We start from the raw sequence: 25,154 nt of genomic DNA on the forward strand, positions 1-25,154 counted from the left end.
CAAGCCAGCCCCCACATTTGGATTGCGCGGTGTCAGCCAGGTATCTGTGGGCTCAGGCTCAGCTCCACGCCACCACCAGCAAGCCGGCGCCCAACACCAGGCACAACGGCGAATAGAAATAGGTATCCAGGCGAGCAAACCTCGACCCGCCGACCTTCTTGAAAAACCCCACCAGCTCCGAATCCCCAATCGCTCGGGCAAACATCAGCACGGCAATCGCGCTGATACCCCACTGCAACGCCCCGTGGGACACCGGCGAGAAATACAGCCCGGCGCGCAGACACACGAGCAAGGCAATCGCCACCAGCCCCATCGCCACCAGAAAAGTACCCAGCGCCGACGGCTTGAACGCCGGTCGCGGCCCGCTGGCAAACTCTCCGGGCAGTTGCGGGATAGCGGCCAGGCTGCCGAGCTTGCCACCCGCAGCCCAATACAGATGCACCATGCTGATGAAGGTAAATACCCCGACGATCCATCGCGCAATCACAAAGCTCATGGTCGGCGCTCCACAAAAATGTGCGAATGAGGATAGCCGCCCTGAGCTTTTTTGCAGGCATTTCGTCGGTCGCTGATGATAAAGTGCCGCCCCATGAAACTCGCCCGTGCCGACCGCTCACTCATTGCCTGGACGCTCTACTGCTGCGTCCTGTTCAATGTGTTCGCCTGCAGCATTGGTCATGGGCAGATGGTGGGGATGCAGCTCAACGGCATCAGCGGCCAGTTCTGTACGGTGGACCCACGTACCCAGGCGCCGCTGCCCAGCAATTCTACGGATGAGAGCCTGCCAACGCTGTCGAAGGCGTTTGGTTGCCCGCTGTGCTCTACCGGCGGCATGGGCCCGGCGCTCAACTCCCACCTGAATGTGGCAGTCCTGCCGCAACCCCATGCGCCGCCCGCAGCGGTGGTGCTCGCCGCCGACATTCCCGCCCGCTTCACCTGGCCTGCGGCTAATCCGCGCGCGCCACCTGCCTTCGCCTGATCCCTGCGCGTTCTGATCTGCACCGCTTCGTTTCCGTAAGGAGTACGGGGAGCAGTGCGTTGTTTTCGAGCCAAGTTTTCAGGATTCAACCATGAAACATTTACCCCTGTTGGCGGGCCTGTTCGGCTGCCTGCCTGTTTGCGCCTCGGCCCTTGAGTTGGCGCCAACCACCATTGACGGCGAGCAAAGTGCCGAGCCTGGGCTGGCTCTGGACCAATCCAGCGGCATGGCCTCGCGCCTGGGCCTGAGCGTGCGGGAAACCCCGGCGTCGGTGGCCATTGCTAACCGCAACGATATCGAGCGCCACGGCGCCAAGACCTTCCGCGATGCGGCCAATACCCTGCCCGGCGTCAACGCCAGCGCGCCGCCTGGGTTTGGCGGGTTTGTCTCCTACCGAGGGTTTACCAGCAGCCAGATTACCCAGATGTTCAACGGTATCAATGTCGCCACAGGCCTGGCGCGGCCGGTGGATGCGTGGATCTATGACCGCGTCGAACTGGTAGGCGGCCCCTCCTCCCTGATCAACGGCGCAGGCTCAGTGGGTGGCTCGCTGAACTACGTGACCAAGCTGGCAAGCCGCGAGGAACAGGCCATCGAGGGCCAACTGAGCTATGGCAGTTACGACACCGCCGGTATGGCGTTCGGCCTCAACCATGCGCTGACCGAACCCGGCGCCGAGGTGCAGCACTACGCCCGCCTGGATGTGAGCCGCAACACCAATCACAGCTACATCGACCGCGACCAGCGCGATGCCTGGAGCGTGGCGTTTTCCCTGCTCAGCGACCTCACCCCGAACCTGTCCCACACCCTGGCGCTGGAGTATCAGGACGAGCATGAAGACAGCCCGTATTGGGGCACGCCGGTGCTCAACCCCAAGGCCGGTGAGCTGAAGATCGACAAGCACAACCGCTTCAATAACTACAACGTAGCCGACGGCCGTTATGAGCAACGTACGATCTGGGCACGCTCGATCATCGACTACCGGATCAACGACAGCACCACACTGAAAAACACCCTCTATCACCTCGACAGCCAGCGCGACTACCGCAACCTGGAGACCTACCAATACAACGCCGACAACAGCGCGGTGAACCGCTCGACAGCCTATCAGGTGCGGCATCAGGGCGAGCAGAACGGCAACCAGTTCGAACTGCGCCATGACACGAGCGTCTTCGGCCTCGCTACCACCTGGTCCGGGGGTTTTGAGTACAAGATCAACAGCACCACTAACAGCCCGTTGAACGTGCCGGGCAAAAGTACCGTAGACCCGAACCACTACGACCCGGGGCACTTCTATGATATTCCCGGTACACAACCGGGTTTCGTCAAGGACAAGACCAACCAGGTGACGACCAAGGCACTGTTCGTGGAAAACCGTCTGGGACTGACGGATAAGCTCTCGCTGCTGACCGGCCTGCGCTATGACGCCATCGATCTGGACGTGACCAACCATCGTACGATCACCGCCACCAACCCGCGACACTTCAAGCGCAGTTGGGAGCCGGTAACGGGCCGGGTGGGCCTGACCTATCAGTTCATCCCCTCCGCCAACGTCTATGTGCAATACAGCACCGCCGTCGAACAGCCCAACACCACTACACAGGTGTTCGACGTGTCCACCGGCAAGCAATGGGAAATCGGCAGCAAGTTCGATTACCTGGAAGGCCGCGGTTCCGCCACGGTCGCCGCGTACAGGATCGAACGCAAGGACTTCGCCGTCACCGACCCGCTGGACCCGACCAGCAGCATCCCGGTGGGCGCGCAGTCGTCCAAGGGCATCGAACTGGCCAGTTCGTTGCGCATCACGCCGAGGCTATTGGCCGAAGGCAACTTCGCCTGGGTGGACGCGCAGTACGATGAGTTCAACGAGAAAATCGCCAGCGGCGCCGTGGTGTCGCGCAAGGGCAATACGCCAACCAACGTGCCCAAGCGCGTGGGCAACCTGTGGTTGACCTATGACTTTGCCGAGGATTGGCAAGGCGGGGTGGATGCGCGCTATGTCGCCCAGGTGTATGCAGACAATGCCAACACCCAGACCGTACCGGCCTATACGCTGTTCGGCACCTTCCTGCGCTATAAGGTGGATGCGCATACCTCGGTAACCGGGCGCGTACGTAACCTGACTAACGAGGTGTATGCCGAGTTTGCCCATGTGTCGCCGGCGTACTATCTGGGATCACCGAGGACCTTTGAGCTGGCCGTACAGACCAAGTTCTAACGCTGCAACGACCGTTGACTTGAAATGCAATTGAAGGTGGGAGCTGGCTTGCCTGCGATAGCGGTGGGTCAGCATAAAAATATGTTGTCTGACACTCAGTCATCGCAGGCAAGCCAGCTCCCACATCTTGATCTTCACTCGATACAAAGACCCCGGTTACTTGAGGCTCGCCTCGACCTTCTGCACCACATCTTCCGTCAACCATGCCTTCCACACCTGCGGATGTTCCTTGAGAAACGCCTGGGCCACCTCCCGAGGCGGCGTGTGGTGCTCGCTCATCGTCGCCAAGGCTTTGTTAAGCGGCTCGATGGGAAACTCGACCTTCTCGAAGAACTGGGCAATCTGTGGATGTTCCTGCTGGAACGGCGTCGACACGCCAATGCTCAGCTTGGAAGCCAATGAGCGTGTCGGCTTCGGGTTCGGATTGTCTGCGTCAGTCAGGGTCTTCCACGCATCTGCATCAAATGGCGGTTCTTCCAGCTGGATCAATTTATAGCGCCCCATCAACGGGGTCGGCGACCAGTAATAGAACAGCACGGGCTTGCCCCGGCGAATCGACGAGGCAATCTCCGCATCCAGCGCCGCCCCCGAACCGCTGCGGAAGTTCACATAGCTGTCGTCCAGGCCATAAGCCTTGAGCTTCTGTTTGTTGACCACTTCGGAGGTCCAGCCAATGGGGCTGTTCAGAAAACGCCCCTTGCCCGGAGATTCAGGGTCCTTGAACACGTCCTTGTAGCGCGCCAGGTCCTGCACGCTTTTCAGATCTGGAGCCAGGGGTTTTAGCCCTTTGGAGGGGTCACCCTTGACCACGTATTCCGGCACCCACCAGCCTTCGGTCGCGCCTTTGACGGTATCGCCAAGGCCCGCCACCTTGCCTTCGGCTTCAGCCTTGACCCATACCGGGCTGCGGCCTGCCCATTCCTCGCCGATCACCTGGATGTCATTCTTGGCCAGGGCGGTTTCCAGGGTAATGGTGGTACCAGGCAAGGTGTCAGTGGGCAGGTCATAGCCCTTCTCGACGATAAAACGCAGTACTTCAGTGATCAGGCTGCCGCTTTCCCAGTTCAGGTCGGCAAAATGCACCGGTGCCTGGGCAGCCGATACCGGCAATGACAGACTCAGGGTCGTCAGGCCCGCCGCCAGCAGTGACTTCAATCCTTTCATGCCTGTGCACCTCGCGTTTTCGCAGTCATGGCGAACGGCTTTGCTGCGAATGCGCGAAGCCTCTGAATAGTTAAGTCAACTCAACTGTAGTAGAGGTTCCAAAAGACAAAGATGCACAGCGTATTTATCGCCTACTCGCTGGCCTTGAAGGTCACCAGTTCACCCTTGCGCCATTTGGCGGCTTTGCCAGTCACGGCCTTCAGGGTCTTGGTCAACCCTTCCTGCAATTGCTCATGGGCGGCGAATACCAGCATCACGCTGTGGCCTTCCTTGAACACAATACCCTGGCCTTCGTTCGACGACACAAAGGCATAGTCGCCGAGGCCGTAGACGGTCAACTTGATATCGCGAAACCTCAATTCGAACTTGCCACCTTCGCGGCTGGGTAATACCGCTGCGCGAAAATGGTCACCTACTTTGAGTTCCAGACGTGGCTTGTCGTCCACGACCAGCGCCGTTTCGGTATCGATTTCGGCGATATAAATACCTTCCGGCGTCTGTTCAGTGACGTAGACAAACCGAGATTGAAACTGCTTGACCAACTTTGCGCGCAAATCACCCAGCACGAATAACGCGTGCATATCCAGATTACTGACTGCCAAGGAAACGCCCCCACATCAAAAAAGCACTGACCGCCAAAGCGAACAGCACAAAAAATGGCCGTTACGACACGATACAGAGTCATTAAAAAACTGAAGAGAACTCGTAAGGCTAGTACAAACCTCAACGGCGGACCTCATGGGAAGTCAACCGCGATACAGCAAATCACAGGTTCAACGACCCGAGAATACGGGTCTGCCGACTTCAGAGAATAACCCAATTAAAAATGCAGTTTTCCGACACCCCAACACAAAAAAACATCTGGGCATGGAACCAGTCACGAACTACCGACGACAATACTAGAACAGCAACCAGGGTGAAAACCACCCGAAACAACGCAGACAAGCTATCAGGATCGATCGACAGGAGCTGAGCATGCAACGACGTCAACACGACGCTACGTCTTTCCACACTCGTTCACCATGTCCCGACGAACAGCAATACTACTGCCTGCTGAACCTGAATGGGTACTCCAATTCGGTGCTTTACCAAGTTGTACCCGCAGGAAAGAACTTTTTTCATATTCTTGAAGTGCCCAGCGGCAAGATCAAGGGGTTTCGCAGCGATCACATCAAAGCCTGCGAACTGGCCAAGTCCCTTGAAGCCAAGCTATACGCCTCAGGCGGCGGGATCGTTTCGTCGCCTGGATGACTTTACCGCGCCACTGCCCCTCAACAACTGCCATACTGGCCTGTCCATGGAAGTTTGCCCCCCGCGGGTCAGGTTTCATCAACGCAGTTACCTTGAAGGGAAAGCCATACGTGACGGAATTTGATATTGGCGAATTTATTATCCACGGCGATGCGAGGGAAGTAGACGGTGAGTTTCAAGCGGTCATCATCATGCGAGCAAAACCACCGCTGAACAAGGTCACCGCGCACCAGGTGGAGAAAGACCGCTGGTTCAAAACCGCCGACGCAGCGGCCGTGGCTGGCAAAGAGGCGGCCAAGGCACTGAAAACCGCCGTGGATTGCGGCGCGCTCAATACCTGACAATCCGATAGAACTCTGGCGTGCCCTGCCCCTCACATGCATGACGATAAGCCCGCATGGAGAACGCTATGGACACCACCACCCCAACCCTTGAAACCCTGTTCGAACAACTGGGGCTGGATTCCAGCCAGGAAGCCATCGAACGTTTTACCGCCGAACATCGACTGCCCGATGATGTAAAACTCATCGACGCGCCATTCTGGAGCGAACAGCAGGCGAACTTCCTCAGGGAACAATTGCAGGTCGACGCAGAATGGGCTCCCGCAGTGGATGACCTCAATGCGTTGCTGCATGAGCCTCCCCGCGCTTGATCAATGCAGGCTGTCTGACGCTTCCCTGCGCAATAGCGCTTGCCAGGCAGCCTGGCATTCCTGCGCCTCGTCCCGGCTGGCGAATGCAGTGCCGCGCTGCTCACCGTTGAGCAACACCACCCAGCAAGCTCGCTGGCCCAGGGCTCGCAGGGTTTGGGGTACGCCACTGCCGATCATTACGGCCACATCGACTTTGTTTTGCATGGAGCTTCTCCGCAGCATTAGTTAGCTGGCTAACAATGTTGGCCATGCTACGGCTTTATTCCAGTTGGAAAAAGCTATCCACGGAATAGCTTCATTGCATAAACAGCAACAATGCCGATCCAGGGCGGCCAGCTAGAGAGCCGCCCCCTTCACCGCATCAGGCTTGACGCTGGTGCTTGTCGATCTGCTCGTGGCGCTCTTGCGCTTCGATGCAGTACTTGGTGGTAGGACTGATCAGCAGGCGCTTGAGGCCGATAGGCTCGCCGCTGTCGTCACACCAGCCAAAGGAATCTTCCTTGATGCGTTCCAGAGCACGCTCAAGTTGCGGCAGCATGCGCTGGTCGCGGTCAATGGCGTTTACCAGCCAGGTGCGCTCTTCTTCGACAGAAGCCGCGTCAGCCGGGTCGGCCGGGGTGTCCAGGCTCTCAATGGCGATACGGTTCTGCTCAATGCGCTCGTGGTGCTCCACCTTCATGTCTTGCAGCAACTTCTCGAAAAAAGCGTGCTGTTCGGCATTCATGTAGTCATCCGCCGGCATGGCCAGCAACTTTTCCTTTGTCATTGATTTCTCTATAAAAAATACGTGCATTAAGGCGAATTAGGGAGCGTTCCGGCCGACCTGTGCAGGTCTCGGAAGGGCGCCATCCATTCCAAGCGCCACCCGGCACTCAATTTACGAGGGGCGGCAGTCTAAGGCCGACTTGAGGGCGCAGCAACTGAAAAGACAGGCATTTTTTCCCGATCAACCCCCAAAAGCACCAGGACGGGCTTGGCGAACGGTCATCGGAGTGCGTTTATAGCAAGAAATTCAGTGTTGTGGAGCTATATAGAAGACAAACGGTTGAAAGTGCCTGATCCCCTGTAGGCGCGAGCTTGCTGTGGCGAGGGAGCTTGCTCCCGCCGACTGCGCAGCAGTCTCCGGCTTTTTGGGGGGGCTTCGCCCGCCGCAAGCAAGCTTGCTCGCCACACAAGCTCGCTCCTACAAGGGCAGGTACTCAGCGCTTGAGCTTGCGCTTGTTGCGGTATTGATCGATCACCACCGCCACCACAATGATCAGGCCCTTGATGATGTCCTGGATATACGCATCCACCCCGACAAAGGTAAACCCGCTGGCCATGACGCCGAGGATCAGCGCGCCGATCACCGTGCCGGTGATGCGCCCTACTCCACCGGCCAGGCTGGTGCCGCCGATCACTGCGGCGGCAATCGCGTCCAGCTCGTAGGACATGCCCATGCCGGCCTGCCCCGTCGCTGCACGTGCCGAGGCCACCACGCCGGCCAGGCCCGCCAGGAGACCGGCGATGCTATAGACGATGATCAGGTGACGCTTGACGTTAATCCCCGAAGTACGCGCCGCCTGCATATTGCCGCCGATGGCATAGGTGTACTTGCCATACTTGGTGTAACGCAGGGCAATGTGGAAGATTACCGCCACCACCAGGAAGATAATCACCGGCATCGCGCCATGGCCGATCGCTGTGTAGGAGTCCGAGAGCATGCTCACCGGCTGGCCTTCGGTGTAATAGCGTGCCAGGCCACGGGCCGAGACCATCATGCCCAGGGTTGCGATAAACGGCGGGATGCCGGTGACCGCGATAATGCTGCCGTTGATTGCCCCCGCTAAAAGCCCTACGCCCAAACCCATCGCCACCGGGATCCACACCGGCAAGTCGGTGAGGGACGGAAACACCGCCCGGGAAAAGTCGGAGGTCTGCGCCAGGCTGGCGGCGATCATCGCTGACAAGGCCAGCACCGAGCCGGACGACAAGTCGATGCCCGTGGTGATGATCACCTGGGTCACACCGATGGCCAGCAGGCCGATGATCGACACCTGTAGGATCATCAGCACCAGACGCTGGGAGTTCATCAGAAAGCTCTGGTCGCGCACGATCCAGCCGAACAATTCAAACACCAGGCCGATACCGATCAGCACCAGGAAGATACTCAGCTCGGTGGGCATGCGTCGACGGTTCTTGACCGGCGCGGTTGCCGGCTTGTTGTCTGTTATTGCGTTCATAACCCATCACCTTCTTATTCTATAGATCAGTGGACTGCGGTCATCCCGGAAGCCAACTGCATGACTTTTTCCTGGGTCGCCTCGGCGCGATCCAGGGTGCCCATCAGTTCACCTTCGTGCATCACCATCACCCGGTCGCTCATGCCGAGCACTTCGGGCAGTTCGGAAGAAATCATGATCACCGCCATGCCCTCGCTGGCGAGGAAGGCGATCAAGCGATAGATCTCAGCCTTGGCGCCCACATCGATACCACGCGTCGGCTCATCCAGGATCAGCAAGCGTGGGTTGGTCATCAGCCAGCGCGCCAGCAAGGCCTTTTGCTGATTACCGCCGGACAAGGTGTCGATGCATTGCTCCAGTGACGGGGTTTTCACCCGCAGCTTCTTGCACATGTCTTCACACAGGGCACGCAAGGCTTTCTGCTGGATAAAACCGTTGCCCGAATAGTGCGGCAACACCGCCATCTCCATGTTCTCCAGCACCGACAGGCACGGGAACAGGCCGCTGAGCTTGCGGTCTTCGGTCAACAGCGCAAAGCCTTTCTCAATGGCCATATGCGGGTCGGTAATGCGCACCGCCTTGCCGTCCAGGGTGATTTGCCCGCTGGAACTTGGGGTGATACCAAAAATGGTTTCCGCCACGTTGGTGCGCCCGGAGCCCATCAGCCCGGCGATACCGAGGATCTCGCCGGCGTGCAGGTCGAACGATACGTCCTTGAATACGCCGTCCAGGCTCAGGTCGCGCACCGACAGTAACAGCTCACCAATAGGCGTTTCGCGCACCGGGAACAGCTGGCTCAATTCACGCCCGACCATCATCGAGATGAGGCTGTCGCTGTTCATGCTGTCGGCCCGTTGCAAGCCGATGTATTGGCCGTCGCGGAACACCGCCACTTCATCGGCGATGGCGAACACTTCGTTCATCTTGTGGGTGATATAGACGATGCCTTTGCCCTGGGACTTGAGGTCGGCAATGATCGAAAACAGGTGGGCCACCTCCTTGTCGGTAATGGCCGAGGTGGGTTCATCCATGATCAGGATGTCGGAGTCGTAGGACACTGCCTTGGCAATCTCGACCATCTGCCGTTCGGCAATGCTCAGGTTGCCGACCTGTTCTTCGGGGTCGAGGTTGATGCGCAGGCGCGCCAGCAACTCGGCGGTGCAGCGGTGCATTTCGCGGTGGTTGACCATGTGCAGGCTGTTGAGCTGTTCGCGGCCTATCCAGATGTTCTCGGCGATGCTCATATGGGGCATCAGGTTGAGTTCCTGATGGATCATCGCGATCCCGGCCTTTTGCGCGGCCAGCGGCGTTTCAAAGGTGATCGGCTTGCCACGCAGGCGAATTTCGCCGGCGTCGGGCTGGTAGATGCCGGCGATGATTTTCATCAGCGTCGACTTGCCCGCACCGTTCTCGCCCATCAACGCCAGCACCGTGCCGGGGCGCACCCGCAGCTGCACATCGTCCAGGGCCACGACACCGGGAAAGCCTTTGCTGATGTTGAGGATTTCCAGCAGGTAGGGTTCGTCCAGCGCCAGCGCCGGGTGGGCGGCGGGCTGAGACGTGGCGGCTTGAGCAAGCATAGGGAGGTACTCCATCTGCAGGGCGGCCGTGACCGCCCTGCCAGCTTTTGTTGTTATGTCGGGGCTACTTGAAGTCTTTGACGTTGTCCGGGGTGATCAACTGGAACGGGATCACCACGTTCTGCTCGACCGGCTCCTTCTTGGCCATCTTGCGCGCTGCCTCCACCGAACCTACCGCCTGGCCCTTGGCGTCCTGGAAGGCCGACACGGTCATGTCGCCCTTGGTGATCGCGTTCAAGCCATCGGGCGTGCCGTCGACACCGGCAATCAACACGCTGCCTTTTTCCTTGCCGGCCGATCTCAGGGCCATGGACGCCCCGATCGCCATCTCATCGTTGTTGGCCAGCACCGCATTGAACTCCCGGCCCTGGGTCAGCCAGTCGTTGACCAGGGTCATGCCCCTGTCACGCAACCAAATGCCGGTCTGTTCCTGCTCGATCTTGATGTCCGGGTACTTGGCCAGCACTTCCTTCACGCCCTTGGTGCGATTGGTGGTGGAGTTGTTCGCCAGGTCACCCAAAAGGATCACGATCTTGCCCTTGCCGCCGAGTTTTTCGGCGATGTATTGCATTTGCAGGCGGCCGGCCTCGACGTCATCGGAGGTCACGGCCACCACGTCCTTGGGCAAGTCTTTCTGGTCGGGGCGGCGGTTGACGAACACCAGCGGTATACCCGCCTTGGTGGCGGCACTGATGATGTTCTTGGTCGACGCGGTATCGACCGGGTTGACGATAATCGCGTCGACCTTCTGGCTGATGAAGTTCTCGACCTGGCTCAATTGCTTGACCACATCGGCGCGGGCATCTTCGAATTGCAGCTGCACGCCATCACCTTTTGGATAGGACTTGGCTTGCTTATCCATATCCTCGCGCAGGTAGGTGAGGAAGGTGTCATCGAACGCGGACATCGTCACGCCCACCTTGAGATCGGCGGCGCCGACAACGCCACTGGCCAGCAGCATGGACAAGGCCAGGGCGGTAAAACGGATCGGGGTCTTCATGAACGGTCTGTCTCCACTTTCTTGTTGGTTTTCTTCGACGTTGCGTTGATCAGGACTCGGCTGTCAGTCGCACCACCGGCGCGCCTGGAATGCAGCACACCAGCGCGCCCTGGTTTTCGACGCACAGCACATTCAGGAAGGAGAAGTAGAACGGCCGGGCGCGGGGCAGTCCGCTTGGCGCTTGGAGGGGGCGTAAAACTCGCAGTACAGCGTTGAAGATTTTCATCTGACGGTACCTGGTTGTTTTTGATCTTGTTTTTGTTGAGTCGCCCGTAGGTTCCGGGACGTACTTTATGCAACCTGGAAAAGACTGTATTAGAAAATAATTTCCATATCAACCTGTTTTAGAATTTTATTCTATTTTCGTCGAAACCACCTGCTGGCGCTCGGCACTCAGGCGCGCGGCGTCCAATATACGGGTGGTTTCCAGGGCGTCATAGGCATTGACCGGCAGCGGCCCCTGCCCCACCACGGCCGCTTGCAACTGCCGATAGAATTGGGGCCAGCAGCCCTTCTCCGACGGCACCCGCTCACGCTCCGGCCCTTGCTCAAACCAGCCCCAGCGTCGATGCTCCTCGGCGCCCCAGTGTTCACCTTCGGTTTTCGGTGACTTGCCGGCCAGCAGCGCTTCTTCCTGGCCATCCAATCCGTCGACGGTGTAGCAGCCCAGGCTGCCACTGACGCGAAATCGCGGCGCCTGGCTGTTCTGCAACGCGTTGCCCCACAGGTGCGAAATCACGCCATTGGCATGGGTGAGGGAGACAAAGAAGCCGTGGTCCACCGTGGGATGTTCTGGTGTGTAGTGCAATTGAGCGAACACCCGCTCCACCGGGCCGAACAGTTGCAACGCCTGGTCCACCAGATGGCTGCCCAGGTCACGCAGCCAGCCGCCACCGCTGGCATTGCCCACGGCCTGCGGACTGTAACGTTCCACGCGGGATTCAAAGCGGGTGATGGTGCCCAGGGCGCCAGCGTCGATCAGTTTGCGCAGGGTCAGGTAATCCGAATCCCAGCGCCGATTCTGGTAGACGCTGAGCAGCGAGCCCTGGCGCTCGGCAGCGGTAATCAGGGCCTGGGCTTGTTCGGCATTGGCGGCAAAGGGTTTATCGCTGACCACCGCTACCCCGTGCTCGATGGCTTCCAGCACCAGGGCCGGGCGACCTTTGAGGGTGGTGGAAATCACCAGGGCATCGACGCCGGCTTCGACGATCTGGCCGATGGAGTCGAAGGCTTTGACACCCGGAAGGTCAGTACTCAGTTGCTTGCGACGTTCGGGTGAACGCGTCACCACGCCGACAAAGGTGGCGCCAGGCAGGGTGGCAATCAACGGCGCATGAAAAAAGCGCCCGCCGTGGCCGTAGCCCACTAGTCCGATTCGCATGCTCAACTCCAGAATTGATTTGGAAACCCAATCAACTGTGGGAGCTGGCTTGCCTGCGATAGCAGTGAGTCAGGCAATCAATCTGTCACTGATAGACCGCTATCGCAGGCAAGCCAGCTCCCACAGTGTCAACCACTTTTCTGCAGTGAGTTAGCCGTAGAAGCGCGGGCGATCCGGCAGGCTGACTTTCACAATCTGCCCACTGCCCTGGGCTTCAATACACGCATCCGCCGCCACCGCCGCCGCAAACCCATCCCAGGCCGACGGCCCGCCGACCTGCCCGGCCAGCACGCTGTCGATAAACGCCTGCAACTCCACGTCATAGGCACCGATAAACCTATCCTTCCAATCCATCAGGATTGCGTTGGACAGCTTCGCGTCGCTGCGCAGTTGCACCTGAGATGGTTCCGGCAACCTGGCGATGCCGCTCTCCCCTACCACTTCGCACTGGATGTCGTAGCCGTATTGGCAGTTCACAAACACTTCCACGTCGATACGCGTGCCTTTGGCAGTTTCCAGCAGCACGATCTGCGGGTCGCGCAGGTGCGCCAGCGCCTTGCTGGTCTTGCGCGGGAACACCACCTGCACGGACACATAGTCGTCGTTGAGCAGCCAACGCAGCACGTCCAACTCATGGATCAGGGTGTCGGTGATCGCCATGCCGGTGTTGTAGTTCTCGCCCACCGTGGGGTTACGGTGCGCGCAGTGCAGCATTAACGGCTCGCCAATCTGGCCGCTGTCGATCACCGACTTGAGGGCACGATAGCCTTGGTCGTACGGGCGCATGAAACCCACCTGGACCAGGCGCTTACCGTGTGCCACTTCGGCCTCGACAATGTTGCGGCAGCCCTGGGCCGTCACCGCCAGCGGTTTTTCACAGAACACCGGTTTGCCGGCAGCAATCGCGGCCAGCACAAACTCTTCGTGGCTCGGCCCCCAGGACGTCACCAGTACCGCTTCGACCTCTGGCGCGTTGATCAATGCATGGCCGTCCGGGTACACCTCGGCGTCCAGCTTCAAGTCCGCCACCACCTGGGCCGCCTGCTCAAGGTTGATATCGGTGACGGCCACCACCTGGCTGTTGAGCAAGGCCTGGCTGCAACGACGAATATGGTCCCGGCCAATGGCGCCCGTACCAATCACTCCAAGTTTCAAAGACATGCAAACACTCCTCTTGTTGTTAGTACTGCCGGGCCTGGGCCAGGTGTTCATTGAGTTTTTTTGCCGCTGCATTCGTACGTTCACTGGTGGACACTTGGGCCACACCCACCCGCCACCACGACAGGTAGCCGTGGATCATGGTCTTGGGCAGCACCTTGATATCGATCAGCGTGGAGACGCTTTGCGTGCGGGCATCCGCCAACGCCGCTTCCAGCTGTTCCAGCGTGCTGACCTTGTAGGTCTTGCAACCGTAGGCCGCTGCGCTCATGGCGAAGTCCACCGGCACCAGGCCACCGTCGAGCTTGCCGCTCTCGGGGTTGCGGTAGCGGAACTCGGTGCCGAAGCTGTCCATGCCATTGCCAATCTGCAGGTTGTTGATGCAACCGAACGCCATGTTGTCCAACAGCACCACGTTGATCTTGCGACGCTCCTGGATCGAGGTGGCCAGCTCCGAGTGCAGCATCATGTAGGAGCCATCCCCAACCAGGGCGTACACCTCCTTGCTCGGCTCGGCCAGCTTCACACCCAGGGCGGCGTTGATCTCGTAGCCCATGCATGAATAGCCATACTCGACGTGGTAGGTGTTGACGCCCTTGCTGCGCCAGGCACGCTGCAAATCGCCGGGCAGGCTGCCGGCGGCGGCCACGATGATTGCGTCATCGGCCAGGCGTGCATTGAGCACGCCGAGCACAGCGCTCTGGGTCAGGCACGAACCGGTCAGCTCGATGAATTCCCGCAGCACGGCACGGTCCAGGTGGTCGTCGACTTCGGGGACAAACTCATCGCCCTGGTAGTGCACCTGATGCACGCGGTCCACTTCAGCGTCGAATTGCGCCTTGGCGTCGGCGATCTGCTCGCCCCAGCCCGAACGGTAATCGCCCAGGGCATCGGCCAGTGCTTCAAGCGCAACTTTCGCATCGGCCAGCACTTGCACACCGTCCAGCTTCAAAGCATCGCAGGGGCTGATATTGAGGTTGAGAAACTTCACCTCGGGGTGCTTGAACAGCGATTTTGACGAGGTGGTGAAGTCGGTATAACGAGTGCCGATGCCAATAATCAGGTCGGCCTCAGGCGCCAGCAGGTTAGCCGCCAGGCAGCCGGTTTCGCCGATGCCGCCGACGTTCAGCGGATGGCTGGACACCACGGCGCTCTTGCCCGCCTGGGTTTCCGCGAAAGGAATATCGAAACGCTCGGCAAAGGCTTGCAGTGCCTGGTTGGCGCCGGAGTATTTGACCCCGCCGCCGCAAATGATCAGCGGCTTGCGCTTGCCGCGAAACGCAGCCAGCGCATCGCCGATCATGGCGCTGGTGGCCGGGCGTCGGTCGATGCGGTGCACGCGTTTTTGCAGGAAATAGTCGGGGTAGTCCCAGGCTTCGGCTTGTACATCCTGGGGCAAGGCCAGGGTCACCGCGCCGGTTTCAGCCGGGTCGGTCAGCACGCGCATGGCATGGATCGCCGCGGTCATCAGTTGCTCGGGACGGTTGATGCGGTCCCAGTATTTGCTCACGGAGCGGAAGGCGTCGTTGGTGCTGATGCTCAGGTCGTGGAACTGCTCGATCTGCTGCAACACCGGGTCGGGCTGACGGCTAGCATAGACATCGCCGGGCAAGAGCAGCAACGGGATGCGGTTGGCGGTGGCAGTCGCTGCGGCGGTGATCATATTGGCCGCACCCGGCCCGACCGAGGCCGTGCACGCATAGATCTTGCGGCGCAGGTGCTGCTTGGCGAACCCGATAGCAGCGTGGGCCATGCCTTGCTCATTGCGGCCCTGATGCACCACCAGGTCGCCGCTGTCCTGCTCCAGAGCCTGACCGAGGCCCAACACATTGCCATGCCCGAAAATAGTGAAGACCCCGGCGACAAACTTGCTCTGTACGCCGTCGACTTCGATGTATTGGTTGTCCAGGAACTTCACCAGGGCCTGGGCCATGGTCAATCTTGTTGTGGTCATCACTTGCACCTTGTATGAATGCAATTGGAATGTTCAACACCGATCCACTGTGGGAGCTGGCTTGCCTGCGATAGCGGTCTATCAGTTGCACAGGTATTGCCTGACACACCGCTATCGCAGGCAAGCCAGCTCCCACATTTTTGATCGCGTTATGGCAAGGGCTTTTGCAAATACGCCATGCTGCTGCCCAACGCCTGCCGGATATCCGCCAACCCGTGCACGCTTTCGGCAAACGGTTCGAACGACAGATAGCCGCTGTAGCCGGTGCTCAGCAAGGTGTCGATCTGCGCCGCATTCCCGAGGATATCGTCCTCGCCCACCAGCACGCGGTGGCCGTCGCGGATCGAGTCCAGCGGCGCCTCGCGGTCTTCCACCCCGGAGATGTGCACCAGCCCGGTCAGTTCCGGGAAGAACTCATGCTCGCCGGCCAGGTGATGGTGAAAGGTGTCGTGCACCACCCGGAATACATCCAGGCCGCCGATGGCCTTGATTGCATCCACTGCCACGCGCTTGCGGCGCAGGGCGGATACGGTGAAGCCCAGGGGCTCGATAAAACCCAGAATCCCGTACTCGCGCAGGATCAACGCCAGCTCGCTCAACGCCGTGCGCAAACCAGCCGCGCGCTGCGCGTCGTTGCGCGTATCGCCAGGCTGATTGAACGGGCACATCACCAAGCCTTCGGCCCCGCACTCACGGGCGTAGGTGGCCAGTTCGATTGCCTGGGCACGGCGTTCGTCATTCCACACATCGAAGGGGTACAGCGCGTTGATCGACAGCACCTTGATGCCCTGCGCTGCGCACAATTCACGCACGCGGCTGGCGGGTGTGCCGTATTCGATTTCACGGTTCTTGAGGTCGTTGCGGATCTCAATGGCCTCGCAGTTGAGAGCCGCCGCCAACTGGATGAAATCTGGCAGGGACAGGTTGGGGGCGACCATGCGGTTAAGGGCAAAACGTAGCGGCGACTTCATTGTTTTTGTTCTCCGTGCAACACCGTTTACAGGTCCAGCAGCCAGCTGTGCTGCGGGTCGTTATGGAAATGCCAGGCACGCTTGGGGCCGGCCATCACGTTCAGGTAATAAGACTCGTAGCCATACGGCACGCTGACCGGGTGATAGCCCTTGGGCACCACCACCAGGTCACTGTTTTCCACGGCCATCGCCTGGTCGATGCTGCGATCGTCGGTGTACACGCGCTGGAACACGAAGCCCTGAGGCGGGTTGACTTGGTGGTAGTAGGTCTCTTCCAGAAAGCTCTGGTGCGGCAGGTCGTCGGTGTCGTGCTTGTGCGGCGGGTAGCTGGAAGAATGCCCCGACGGCGTGCGCACTTCCACCACCAGCAGCGAATGAGCCGGCTCGCTGTCGGGCAGGATGTCGCACACGTAACGGGTATTGGCGCCTTTGCCGCGCACACTGCGCTTGCACTGCTCGGGGCGGATCAAGCGCGGGGCAAAACCCGTAGCACCCGGCGCTGCGCAGACGGCAATCTGCACGTCGCTCAGGGCCGTGACTCGGGCGTCAGTGCCCGGCGGCAAATAGGCGGCGAACGGTGACTTGTCTTCGAACACCGACTGGCGATCACCGAGGTTCTGCCAACTGAAACCCGAGCCTTCGATCGTCACCCGACCGCTGAGCAGCACCAGGCACAGTTCCTGATCGCCCGCACTGACCGGCAGGGTTTCACCCAGGCTCAGGCGGTACGCGGCAAAGCCTACGTACTCCAGGCGACCCGCCTCCAGGGCAACCATGGTTTGCCCGCGTTTGCTGCTTTTGACCAACAAGCTCATCACTCAAGTCCTCTGGTTGAGAAGCGCACGCAGGGTGTCGTAACCCTTCTTCGCGTAGATATAGCTGGGCGCCACGGCCGGGTCCTGCTCGGCTTCTACCACCAGCCAGCCCTTGTAGTTCGCCGCGAGCAACATATCCAGCAACGGTGCGAAGTCGATATCACCATCGCCGGGCACGGTAAAAGTGCCGTTGACGATGCAGTCCGGGAAGCTCCACATCTGGTTACGCGCCAGTTGCACCACGGGTTTGCGTACATCCTTGAAATGCACATGGCAGACGCGGTCGATATGCTTGCGCAGCACCTCGATGGGTTCGCCGCCGCCCATGTAGCAGTGGCCCGAATCGAACAGCAAGCCGACTTCCGGGCCCGTGCGTTTCATCAACTGGTCGATGTCCTCGGGGGATTCGACGTACGCCCCCATATGGTGGTGATAGGCCAGGCGCACGCCCTGGGACAAGGTGAAACGCGCCAGCTCGGTAAGCTTGTCGGCGTAAGCCTGCCAGGCCTGTTCACTGTGAAAACGCGGGCGTTCGATCAGGCGGATGCGCGAGCCCTGGATCGAGTCGGCCACTTCGCCGTACACCAGCACCGAGGCGCCGTTGTGTTTGAGCAGTTCGACATGGGCGGCAATCGCCTCGATTTCTTCAGCCACCGAACAGTGGGCCAGACGGCTGGAGTACCAACCGGACACCAGCGCCAGGTCATAAGGACGCAGCACGTCAGCGACGCCCTTGGCATCCTTGGGGAATTTGCCGTTGAGTTCAAAACCTTCGTAGCCGATGTCCTTGCCTTCGCTCAGGGCCGTGCTCAGCGGGGTCTCACCGCCGAGGGCCGGGAGGTCGTCGTTGCTCCAGGAGATCGGGTTGATGCCAATTCGGATTGCGGGCATGGCTGCACCTTTTGTTTTTATCTTCAGAATTCACTGGGATCTGCTTTGTGTGGGAGCTGGCTTGCCTGCGATAGCAGTGTGTCAGGCAGTACATTTGCAACTGATAGATTGCTATCGCAGACAAGCCAGCTCCCACATTTGATCGTATTTACCGTCGGGCGCTGAGCCAGGCATTGATGAGCTGTTCGAAGGTCGCCTGCACCTGCTGGATCAGCGTTTCATCATCAATCTCCCCCGCCATCCACGCCCGGCTCGGCTCGTGGAAGATCGTGCGGCCCACGGCAAACCCACGGCATGTGCTGCTCTGGCTGGCTTGCTTGAAGCCATCGGCGAGAAACTCGGGGGAAGCATTCAGGCCCAGCAACACCACGCCACGGCAGTAGGGGTCGCGCTCCTGGATCAGTTCGTCGAGCTTTTTCCAGTCTGCGGCCGATTGGGTTTCGATCTTCCACCAGGCCGGGTAAATGCCAAGGTTGTACAGGCGCTTGAGGCTGCGGTAGAGCACGTCCGGGTAGGTGGACGGGTGATCCTTGGGTGGGATGACTTCCAGCAGCAGTTCGTGGCCACTGACCAGCGACGCCTCGTACACCGCCTTGAGTTGCGCTTCCTGTTCCAGGCGCAGCATCGGCTCGTCATCGGGGTGAAATTGCACCAGGCACTTGATGATCTGTTCCTGGGGCCAGGCAATCAGGTTGCTGCCGATCGAACGCCCGTGCTCGAACGCCAGGGGCCGCGAGTTCTGCACTTCCACCGGGCGAGCGATCCACCAGCCGCGACCGCTGGCGGCGTTGAGTGCATCCTGGCCAAAGCGTTGGTCGGCGAGCAGGCCCACATCCGCCTCGACGCCCTGCTCGGTGAGTTTTCGCTCGACGCGTTCGATGGCCTGGATAAACAACTGCTTGATGTCGCTGATACGCTCAGGGGCCTGGCCGCCTTTTTGCGCCAGCTCCACCAATTGCCAGCGGTGGTCGAAGGCAAAGACGAACAGTTGCTTCCAGGCTTTGCGCGGCACCGTGACACGGTGCAGGCGTTGCAGGGTCACGTCCTGGTCCGGCCGGGTGATGGGCACGGGGCTGTTGAACAGGTAATCGAGTTCGGCGGGGGTCGGCATCGCTGGCGCACAGGCGTGGCGCGATACCACCAGGCCGCCACAGGCATTGGCCAACTGGCTGCAACGCTCATCGCTGGCGTCATTGATCCAGCCGCTGAGGAAGCCCGACATAAAAGCATCACCGGCACCCAACACGTTGAGCACTTCAACCCGCACGCCAGGATAGATGGCCCCGTCTTCCAGGCGCGCCGGAATTGCGCCGTGAATCACCGTGCAGCCCTGAGGGCCGAGCTTGACCACCAGGGTGGCCGGGGTCAGTTCACGCACGGTGCGCAGGGCCGTGAGCAGGTCTTCACTGCCGCCGGCAATCAGGAACTCCTCCTCGGTGCCGACGATCAGGTCGAAACGCGGCAGGATCTTCTGCACATGCTGGCTCACATTCTGGTCGGCGACGAAACGGGTTTCACCATCGGCCTTGCCTGCCAAGCCCCACAACACAGGGCGGTAGTCGATGTCCAGCACGCGCTTGACGTTGTGCCTGGCCGCGTAATCCAGGGCCTGGAGGCTGGCTTTGTACACGCCGTCGGTGGAGAAATGCGTACCGGTGATCAACAGCGCTTTGCTGGAGGCAATAAAGGCTTCGCTGATGTCTTCGGCGCGCAGGGCCATGTCGGCGCAGTTTTCGCGGTAGAACACCAGAGGGAAGGTTTCGCGGTCCTTGAGGCCCAGCAGCACCAGGGCGGTGAGGCGCTCCGGGTCGACCTTGATGCCGCTGACATCACAGCCTTCACGGGCCAGAGATTCCACCAGGAAACGGCCCATATGGTCATCACCCACCCTGCTCAGCATCGCCGACTTGAGCCCAAGCCTGGCCGTGCCGAAAGCGATATTGGCGGAAGAACCGCCCAGATACTTGGCGAAGCTGGTCACATCCTCAAGCCGCGCACCGACTTGCTGCGCATAAAGATCGACGCCCAGGCGCCCGAGGCAAATCAGATCCAATTGACGCCCACTGGCAAAACGAGTCTGGCCCATGCTGGCTCCTGTTATTTTTATCAGCCTGCGTTGTGCCGCCGTGGCGACGGCAAACGCTCTTGGTGGGAGCAGACTAGAACGTCCGCTGGCAGCAATCAATATTTATTCCATAATTATTTTTAGTGGAATATTTTTTCCAATACCTCAGGATAGTGGCACGCCAGCGCCCATGCATCGTTTCAGCAGACCACGCGGGCCGTGATGCCGGGGTATTTTTTTGCGCCTACCCTGTAGACTTGCGCCACCTATCAGCGCATCAGACGAACACGCCAGAAGGATTGCCCATGTCCCGCACCGATCCCGAGACCACACTGGAAGAAACTATCGCCAGCCCTCCGATCAATGCCGAACGCCTGTTGCAGCTGATCACCGACGAATACGAGAGCCTGCCGCGCCAGCTCAAGCGTATCGCCAGCTACATGAGTCAGCAGAGTGACCGGATCATGGTCGACCGGATCAGCGACATCGCCCGGGAATGCGAAGTGCACCCTTCGGCCATCGTGCGGTTTTCCCAGCGCTTCGGTTTCAGCGGGTTCAGTGAGATGCAGGCGCTGTTTCGCGAGGCGTATACGCACAAGACCACGCCGGTGCAAAACTACCAGCAGCGCATTCGCAGCATGATCGCCAACAAGTCCCAGAAGGCCAGCGGAGGCGACCTGGCGCGCGAGTGCGTCAACGCCACCCTGTCGGGCATCGAACGCTTGGGGCTGGAGTTGGACGACGCTGCCTTCGAGAAAGCCGTGGACCTGGTAGTCAATGCCGACAACATCTACGTGGTCGGCGTGCGCCGCTCCTTTGCGGTGGCCGACTACCTGGTCTACAACCTGCAGCACACCAACAAGCGCATCCACCTGATCTCGGGGCTAGGCGGCAGTTATCGCGAGCAGATGCGCAGCGTGCGCGCCAATGACCTGGTGATAGCCATCAGCTTCACGCCCTACGGCAAAGAGACCCAGCACTGCCTGCGCATCGCGCAGCATCACCAGGCCAAGACCCTGATCATCACCGACAGCAACCTGTCGCCCCTGGCCAAGCGGGCGAATGCGGTGTTGTTGGTCAATGAAGGTTCCTCGTTTGCTTTCCGCTCGCTGAGCGCCACGCTGTGCCTGTGCCAGGCGCTGTTTATTGCGGTGGCGTATCGGTTGGAACTCAAGGTGGATGAGATTCACGAACAGGTCGGGTTCGACGACTGAACCTCCAACTGTAGGAGCGAGCTTGCTCGCGAAAAACGCAAGAACGCCGCGGCCATTTTGAATGAACGCGGCGCCCAGCAGTTCTTCGCGAGCAAGCTCGCTCCTACAATTAGTGCATGAAAATCGCGATCAGGATGATCACCGGAATCGGCACGCCGAGGAACCACAGCAGTAATGAGCGCATCATGTTCTCCTTGAATTAACGAACGTAGTTTTCGGTTTCGACATACACCACGGCATCCCGGCGGCGACCGCCGAAGGTGGCGGCGAAGCTGGCGAAGAACGCACCGATGAGCAGGGCCACGAAGGTCCACAGCGAGGTGTAGGCCGCTACTTTCGCAGCGGTGTCAGCGGCTTGTTTGGCTTTGAGCTTGGCGTCTTCAACGGCCTTGCGCGCGTCGCCATAGACCTTGTCGATACGGGCTTCGGCATCGGCCTGGCTAAGGTTGGTGCGCTGGCTGATCAGTTGGGCCAGGTAGGCGCGATCTTCCGCTGCCAGTTGGCCGTCGTTGCTCAACGTACGCGTCAGGATACGACCGACCACGGCGTGGGCTGCATCATCGCTGACCGCCGCTGGGCGATCATCGCGGAACAGGCTGTCGACGTAATAACCGAAGTCACCACTGTCGGCACCTTTTGCCGCGCTGCCAGCAGCTTGGGTGAGGCCGCTGGCGGCGCCCGATGCCACGCTGGCGCCAGCTTTCACGCCGCCGCTGACCACACTGCTGACCGAGCCGACCACCAGCATCGCCGTGATCAATGTGGCCACTGCCCACGCCAGGAAGCCATGGGCGGTGTCGCGAAAGTACACCTCGTCCCCGTGCATATTGGCCCACTTCACCCGCAAACGACCGGCGATGTAACCGCCCAGGCCCGAAGCAACGATCTGGGTGAACGCTAGCCAGACAATTGTGGAAATGCCAAGGCCCTTGGCGCTGATACCGCTGTCAGCCCAAGGCGACACCGCCGAAAAGCCCAGGCCGAAGCCCAGCAATACCAAGATCAATGACAGTGCAGCCGCCGCAGCGGCACCGGCGAAAATCGCCCCCCAGGAAACCCCGGAGAGCGTGCTTGACTCTTGCAGCGTGGTTGAGGATGTGATCATTGTTGTTTTGCTCCAGGCACGAAAAATGATGTTACAAGTCTCAAAACGGACAGTGCAGGCAGCGTGCCAGCGGCGATTAAAATTAAATTCCTTTAATTTCAATGATTTATTTAAATTGAACTTAGCCAGATCATGCAGGTTGCAATAAACGGCGATATTAGGCGGGCGTAATGCACTCCCCTGTGGGAGCTGGCTTGCCTGCGATAGCGGCATGACCGCCAACGAATATGCCAGCAGGTAAGCCGCCATCGCAGGCAAGCCAGCTCCCACAGGGCGATGTCGGTTTGAAGAAGATGAAGTTTTATTTAGGAAACATTCAGCAACTTCTTGGCAAAATGTCGTCACTTCTAGTGTGAACGCTCACCAGGTAATCCTATGACCCGCATTTTGACCATCGAGGATGACGCCGTAACGGCCCGCGAGATTGTCGCCGAGCTGAGTAGCCATGGACTGGACGTAGATTGGGTGGACAACGGCCGCGAGGGCCTGGTCCGTGCCGTGAGTGGGGATTACGACCTGATCACCCTCGACCGCATGCTGCCCGAGCTGGATGGCCTGGCCATCGTCACCACGTTGCGCACCATTGGGGTGTCTACGCCGATCCTGATGATCAGCGCCCTCTCCGATGTCGACGAGCGCGTGCGCGGCCTGCGTGCCGGCGGTGATGACTACCTGACCAAGCCGTTCGCCTCGGATGAAATGGCCGCCCGTGTCGAGGTGCTGCTGCGGCGTAAAAGCACCGTTCAGGAATTCGAAACCGCTCTGCGCGTGGCCGACCTGGAACTGAACCTGATCAGCCGCGAAGCCAGCCGGGCCGACCAGCCGCTGACGCTGCTGCCCACTGAATACAAACTGCTGGAATTCCTGATGCGCAACACCGGGCAGATCCTGTCGCGGATGATGATTTTCGAGGAAGTCTGGGGCTATCACTTCGACCCCGGCACCAACCTGATCGACGTGCACATCGGCCGTCTGCGCAAGAAAATCGACCCACCGGGCCTCACGCCGCTGATCCGCACGGTACGAGGCTCGGGCTATGTCATTGCTGAACCCCTCTAAAGGCTGGCGCTCTTCCAGCAGCCGCTTGCTGGCGCTGTACAGTTCGTTGTTCGTGGCGTGGAGTTGCATCCTCATGGGGGTGCTGTACTACGAGGTCTCAGGCTACCTCAGCGACTTGTCGCGCCATTCCCTGTTGCAGCGCCAGCATCTTTTCCAGCGTTTCGACGGCGAAGAACTGGTGGAAGCGCTGACCACCAGCATGACCTTCGACATGAAGGGTGTTGACGCCTATGGCCTGTTCGATGAGCAATTTCGCCCCTTGAGCGGGCCGATCCGCGCCGTACCACCCGACCTGCCGCTGGATGGCAAGATTTACGCCCTGACCAATTGCGTGCAATCCGATGACCCCAAACTGCCCAAGGACAGCTGCGACGCCGTGGCCACCCACACCGAAGACGGCCGCTGGCTGGTGTTGGTACGCGCCAACGGCTCGTTGTTCGGGGTAACGCGGATTATCTGGCACGCCCTGCTGTGGGCGCTGTCCTTGACCATCATTCCTGGCGCTGCCGGCTGGCACCTGCTGCGCCGCCGCCCGTTGCGGCGCATTCGCGGGATCCAGGCCAGCGCCGAGGCCATCGTCGCCGGCGACCTCACGCACCGGTTGCCGCTGTCCAACCGGCGCGACGAGCTGGACATGCTCGCCGCCATCGTCAATGCCATGCTCGACCGCATCGAAAAACTGATGAACGAGGTCAAGGGCGTGTGCGACAACATCGCCCACGACCTGCGCACCCCGCTCACTCGCTTGCGCGCCCAGCTTTACCGCATCAAGCAACAAGCCGAGGAAGACTCGGCCCACGCGGTAAAACTCGATGACGCCATCGCCGAAACCGACACGCTGATGGCGCGTTTTCGCGGGTTGCTGCGCATCTCGGAACTGGAAGACCATCAGCGTCGCTCAGGCTTCCTGGTGCTGGACCCGCTGCCGTTGCTGCGCGAACTGCATGATTTCTACCTGCCCCTGGCCGAAGAAGGCGAACTGGAGTTGGTGCTGCAGGCGCCTGACTCACTGCCGTGGATTACCGGTGACCGTGCGCTGTTGTTTGAAGCCCTGGCCAACCTGCTGAGTAACTCGATCAAGTTCACCCCGCCCAATGGCAAGGTGATCCTGCGAGCAGTCAACGACCTTGGGAGTACGCGCATCGAAGTGCTCGACTCCGGGCCAGGCATTCCAGCTGCCGAGCGCGCGTCGGTGTTCCAACGTTTCTATCGGGTCGATGAGAGTGATCAGCAAGGCGGCTTTGGGCTGGGCCTGTCGATTGTGGCGGCGATCATCAACTTGCATGGCTTCAAGCTGGAGGTCGGCACCAGTGAGTTGGGCGGCGCCCGCCTGGTGCTGGAATGCCGCCAGCAACTGATGCCGGAATAGAACGTAGGAGCGAGCTTGCTCGCGAAAAACTCACAGACGCCGCGTTCATTCAGGAAGCACGCGTTATCGTTGGCGTTTTTCGCGAGCAAGCTCGCTCCTACATTCA

General features: G+C 59.9%; 25 protein-coding genes. 8 read left to right on the plus strand and 17 right to left on the minus strand.

All coding sequences use genetic code 11. The features are described 5' to 3' along the window. Positions 1-58: 58 nt before the first annotated feature. Positions 59-496: a DUF3995 domain-containing protein gene (locus APH41_RS08835; RefSeq protein ID WP_034125683.1), complete on the minus strand. Its 438-nt coding sequence runs from the start codon at positions 494-496 to the stop codon at positions 59-61. Between the two features lie 93 nt (positions 497-589). Between APH41_RS08835 and APH41_RS08840 the strand changes: the two genes are divergently transcribed. After that, on the plus strand, positions 590-979 hold the full coding sequence (locus APH41_RS08840; RefSeq protein WP_034125684.1) for a DUF2946 domain-containing protein: 390 nt from the start codon (positions 590-592) through the stop codon (positions 977-979). 91 nt (positions 980-1,070) lie between these two features. Beyond that, positions 1,071-3,197: a TonB-dependent siderophore receptor gene (locus APH41_RS08845; RefSeq protein WP_054918509.1), complete on the plus strand. Its 2,127-nt coding sequence runs from the start codon at positions 1,071-1,073 to the stop codon at positions 3,195-3,197. Between the two features lie 156 nt (positions 3,198-3,353). Here the strand turns inward: APH41_RS08845 and APH41_RS08850 are convergent, their stop codons facing one another. Then, positions 3,354-4,361 (minus strand): ABC transporter substrate-binding protein, encoded by a 1,008-nt coding sequence (locus APH41_RS08850; RefSeq protein WP_054918511.1) that lies wholly within the window; start codon positions 4,359-4,361, stop codon positions 3,354-3,356. A 131-nt stretch (positions 4,362-4,492) separates the two neighbouring features. Next, positions 4,493-4,942 (minus strand): hypothetical protein, encoded by a 450-nt coding sequence (locus tag APH41_RS08855; RefSeq protein ID WP_052199932.1) that lies wholly within the window; start codon positions 4,940-4,942, stop codon positions 4,493-4,495. Between the two features lie 394 nt (positions 4,943-5,336). Here APH41_RS08855 and APH41_RS08860 point away from each other — a divergent pair, with 394 nt between their 5' ends. The 3 genes from APH41_RS08860 (at position 5,337) to APH41_RS08870 (ending at position 6,264) form a co-directional block, all read left to right on the plus strand. Beyond that, positions 5,337-5,612 carry a hypothetical protein gene (locus APH41_RS08860; RefSeq protein WP_032872432.1) on the plus strand — a complete coding sequence of 92 codons (276 nt, stop codon included), beginning with the start codon at positions 5,337-5,339 and terminating at the stop codon, positions 5,610-5,612. Positions 5,613-5,722: 110 nt separating this feature from the next. After that, positions 5,723-5,953 carry a hypothetical protein gene (locus APH41_RS08865; RefSeq protein ID WP_034125688.1) on the plus strand — a complete coding sequence of 77 codons (231 nt, stop codon included), beginning with the start codon at positions 5,723-5,725 and terminating at the stop codon, positions 5,951-5,953. A 68-nt stretch (positions 5,954-6,021) separates the two neighbouring features. After that, positions 6,022-6,264, plus strand: coding sequence for a DUF2789 domain-containing protein (locus APH41_RS08870; RefSeq protein WP_034125689.1), 243 nt, complete (start codon positions 6,022-6,024; stop codon positions 6,262-6,264). Here APH41_RS08870 and APH41_RS08875 read toward each other — a convergent pair whose 3' ends face one another. From APH41_RS08875 to iolC, 13 genes are all read right to left on the minus strand, one after another. After that, positions 6,265-6,468: a hypothetical protein gene (locus APH41_RS08875; protein WP_034125690.1), complete on the minus strand. Its 204-nt coding sequence runs from the start codon at positions 6,466-6,468 to the stop codon at positions 6,265-6,267. A gap of 157 nt (positions 6,469-6,625) precedes the next feature. Continuing rightward, on the minus strand, positions 6,626-7,030 hold the full coding sequence (locus tag APH41_RS08880; RefSeq protein ID WP_003191666.1) for a TraR/DksA C4-type zinc finger protein: 405 nt from the start codon (positions 7,028-7,030) through the stop codon (positions 6,626-6,628). Positions 7,031-7,463: 433 nt separating this feature from the next. Then, positions 7,464-8,486 (minus strand): ABC transporter permease, encoded by a 1,023-nt coding sequence (locus APH41_RS08885; RefSeq protein WP_003191668.1) that lies wholly within the window; start codon positions 8,484-8,486, stop codon positions 7,464-7,466. Positions 8,487-8,512: 26 nt separating this feature from the next. Beyond that, complete coding sequence (locus APH41_RS08890) at positions 8,513-10,066, minus strand: sugar ABC transporter ATP-binding protein (protein ID WP_034125691.1); 1,554 nt, start codon at positions 10,064-10,066, stop codon at positions 8,513-8,515. A 64-nt stretch (positions 10,067-10,130) separates the two neighbouring features. Then, the gene (locus tag APH41_RS08895; protein WP_054918513.1) at positions 10,131-11,066 is read right to left on the minus strand and encodes a sugar ABC transporter substrate-binding protein; all 936 of its coding nucleotides are present in this window, start codon (positions 11,064-11,066) and stop codon (positions 10,131-10,133) included. 49 nt (positions 11,067-11,115) lie between these two features. Next, complete coding sequence (locus tag APH41_RS29035) at positions 11,116-11,292, minus strand: hypothetical protein (protein ID WP_177333557.1); 177 nt, start codon at positions 11,290-11,292, stop codon at positions 11,116-11,118. A gap of 126 nt (positions 11,293-11,418) precedes the next feature. Next, on the minus strand, positions 11,419-12,447 hold the full coding sequence (locus APH41_RS08900) for a Gfo/Idh/MocA family oxidoreductase (RefSeq protein ID WP_054897784.1): 1,029 nt from the start codon (positions 12,445-12,447) through the stop codon (positions 11,419-11,421). Positions 12,448-12,597: 150 nt separating this feature from the next. Then, on the minus strand, positions 12,598-13,608 hold the full coding sequence (locus APH41_RS08905) for a Gfo/Idh/MocA family protein (RefSeq protein WP_054918515.1): 1,011 nt from the start codon (positions 13,606-13,608) through the stop codon (positions 12,598-12,600). Between the two features lie 19 nt (positions 13,609-13,627). Continuing rightward, a complete protein-coding gene (gene iolD, locus APH41_RS08910) occupies positions 13,628-15,559 on the minus strand; it encodes a 3D-(3,5/4)-trihydroxycyclohexane-1,2-dione acylhydrolase (decyclizing) (protein ID WP_054918517.1) in 1,932 nt (643 codons plus the stop codon). A gap of 149 nt (positions 15,560-15,708) precedes the next feature. Further along, positions 15,709-16,530, minus strand: coding sequence for a TIM barrel protein (locus tag APH41_RS08915; protein ID WP_054897781.1), 822 nt, complete (start codon positions 16,528-16,530; stop codon positions 15,709-15,711). 26 nt (positions 16,531-16,556) lie between these two features. Next, entirely contained in the window at positions 16,557-17,345 is a 789-nt protein-coding gene (gene iolB / locus APH41_RS08920; protein WP_054897780.1) for a 5-deoxy-glucuronate isomerase, read from the minus strand. Positions 17,346-17,348: 3 nt separating this feature from the next. Then, positions 17,349-18,236: a myo-inosose-2 dehydratase gene (gene iolE / locus APH41_RS08925; RefSeq protein WP_054918519.1), complete on the minus strand. Its 888-nt coding sequence runs from the start codon at positions 18,234-18,236 to the stop codon at positions 17,349-17,351. 148 nt (positions 18,237-18,384) lie between these two features. Further along, on the minus strand, positions 18,385-20,322 hold the full coding sequence (gene iolC, locus APH41_RS08930) for a 5-dehydro-2-deoxygluconokinase (protein WP_054918521.1): 1,938 nt from the start codon (positions 20,320-20,322) through the stop codon (positions 18,385-18,387). Positions 20,323-20,606: 284 nt separating this feature from the next. Here iolC and APH41_RS08935 point away from each other — a divergent pair, with 284 nt between their 5' ends. Beyond that, a complete protein-coding gene (locus APH41_RS08935; protein WP_034125700.1) occupies positions 20,607-21,515 on the plus strand; it encodes a MurR/RpiR family transcriptional regulator in 909 nt (302 codons plus the stop codon). A gap of 199 nt (positions 21,516-21,714) precedes the next feature. Here the strand turns inward: APH41_RS08935 and APH41_RS08940 are convergent, their stop codons facing one another. Beyond that, the gene (locus APH41_RS08940; protein WP_054897777.1) at positions 21,715-22,620 is read right to left on the minus strand and encodes a hypothetical protein; all 906 of its coding nucleotides are present in this window, start codon (positions 22,618-22,620) and stop codon (positions 21,715-21,717) included. Positions 22,621-22,995: 375 nt separating this feature from the next. On the opposite strand from APH41_RS08940, the gene APH41_RS08945 reads away from it, so the two are divergent. Together APH41_RS08945 and APH41_RS08950 are read left to right on the plus strand one after the other, a co-directional pair. Next, positions 22,996-23,679, plus strand: a complete 684-nt coding sequence (locus APH41_RS08945) for a response regulator transcription factor (RefSeq protein ID WP_003191687.1) — start codon at positions 22,996-22,998, stop codon at positions 23,677-23,679. Continuing rightward, positions 23,657-25,048, plus strand: coding sequence for a HAMP domain-containing sensor histidine kinase (locus APH41_RS08950; RefSeq protein ID WP_034125702.1), 1,392 nt, complete (start codon positions 23,657-23,659; stop codon positions 25,046-25,048). The genes APH41_RS08945 and APH41_RS08950 overlap by 23 nt, the downstream gene beginning before the upstream one ends. Positions 25,049-25,154 lie beyond the last annotated feature (106 nt).

Source organism: Pseudomonas sp. NBRC 111138, from assembly GCF_001320835.1.
Classification (GTDB): domain Bacteria; phylum Pseudomonadota; class Gammaproteobacteria; order Pseudomonadales; family Pseudomonadaceae; genus Aquipseudomonas; species Aquipseudomonas paracarnis.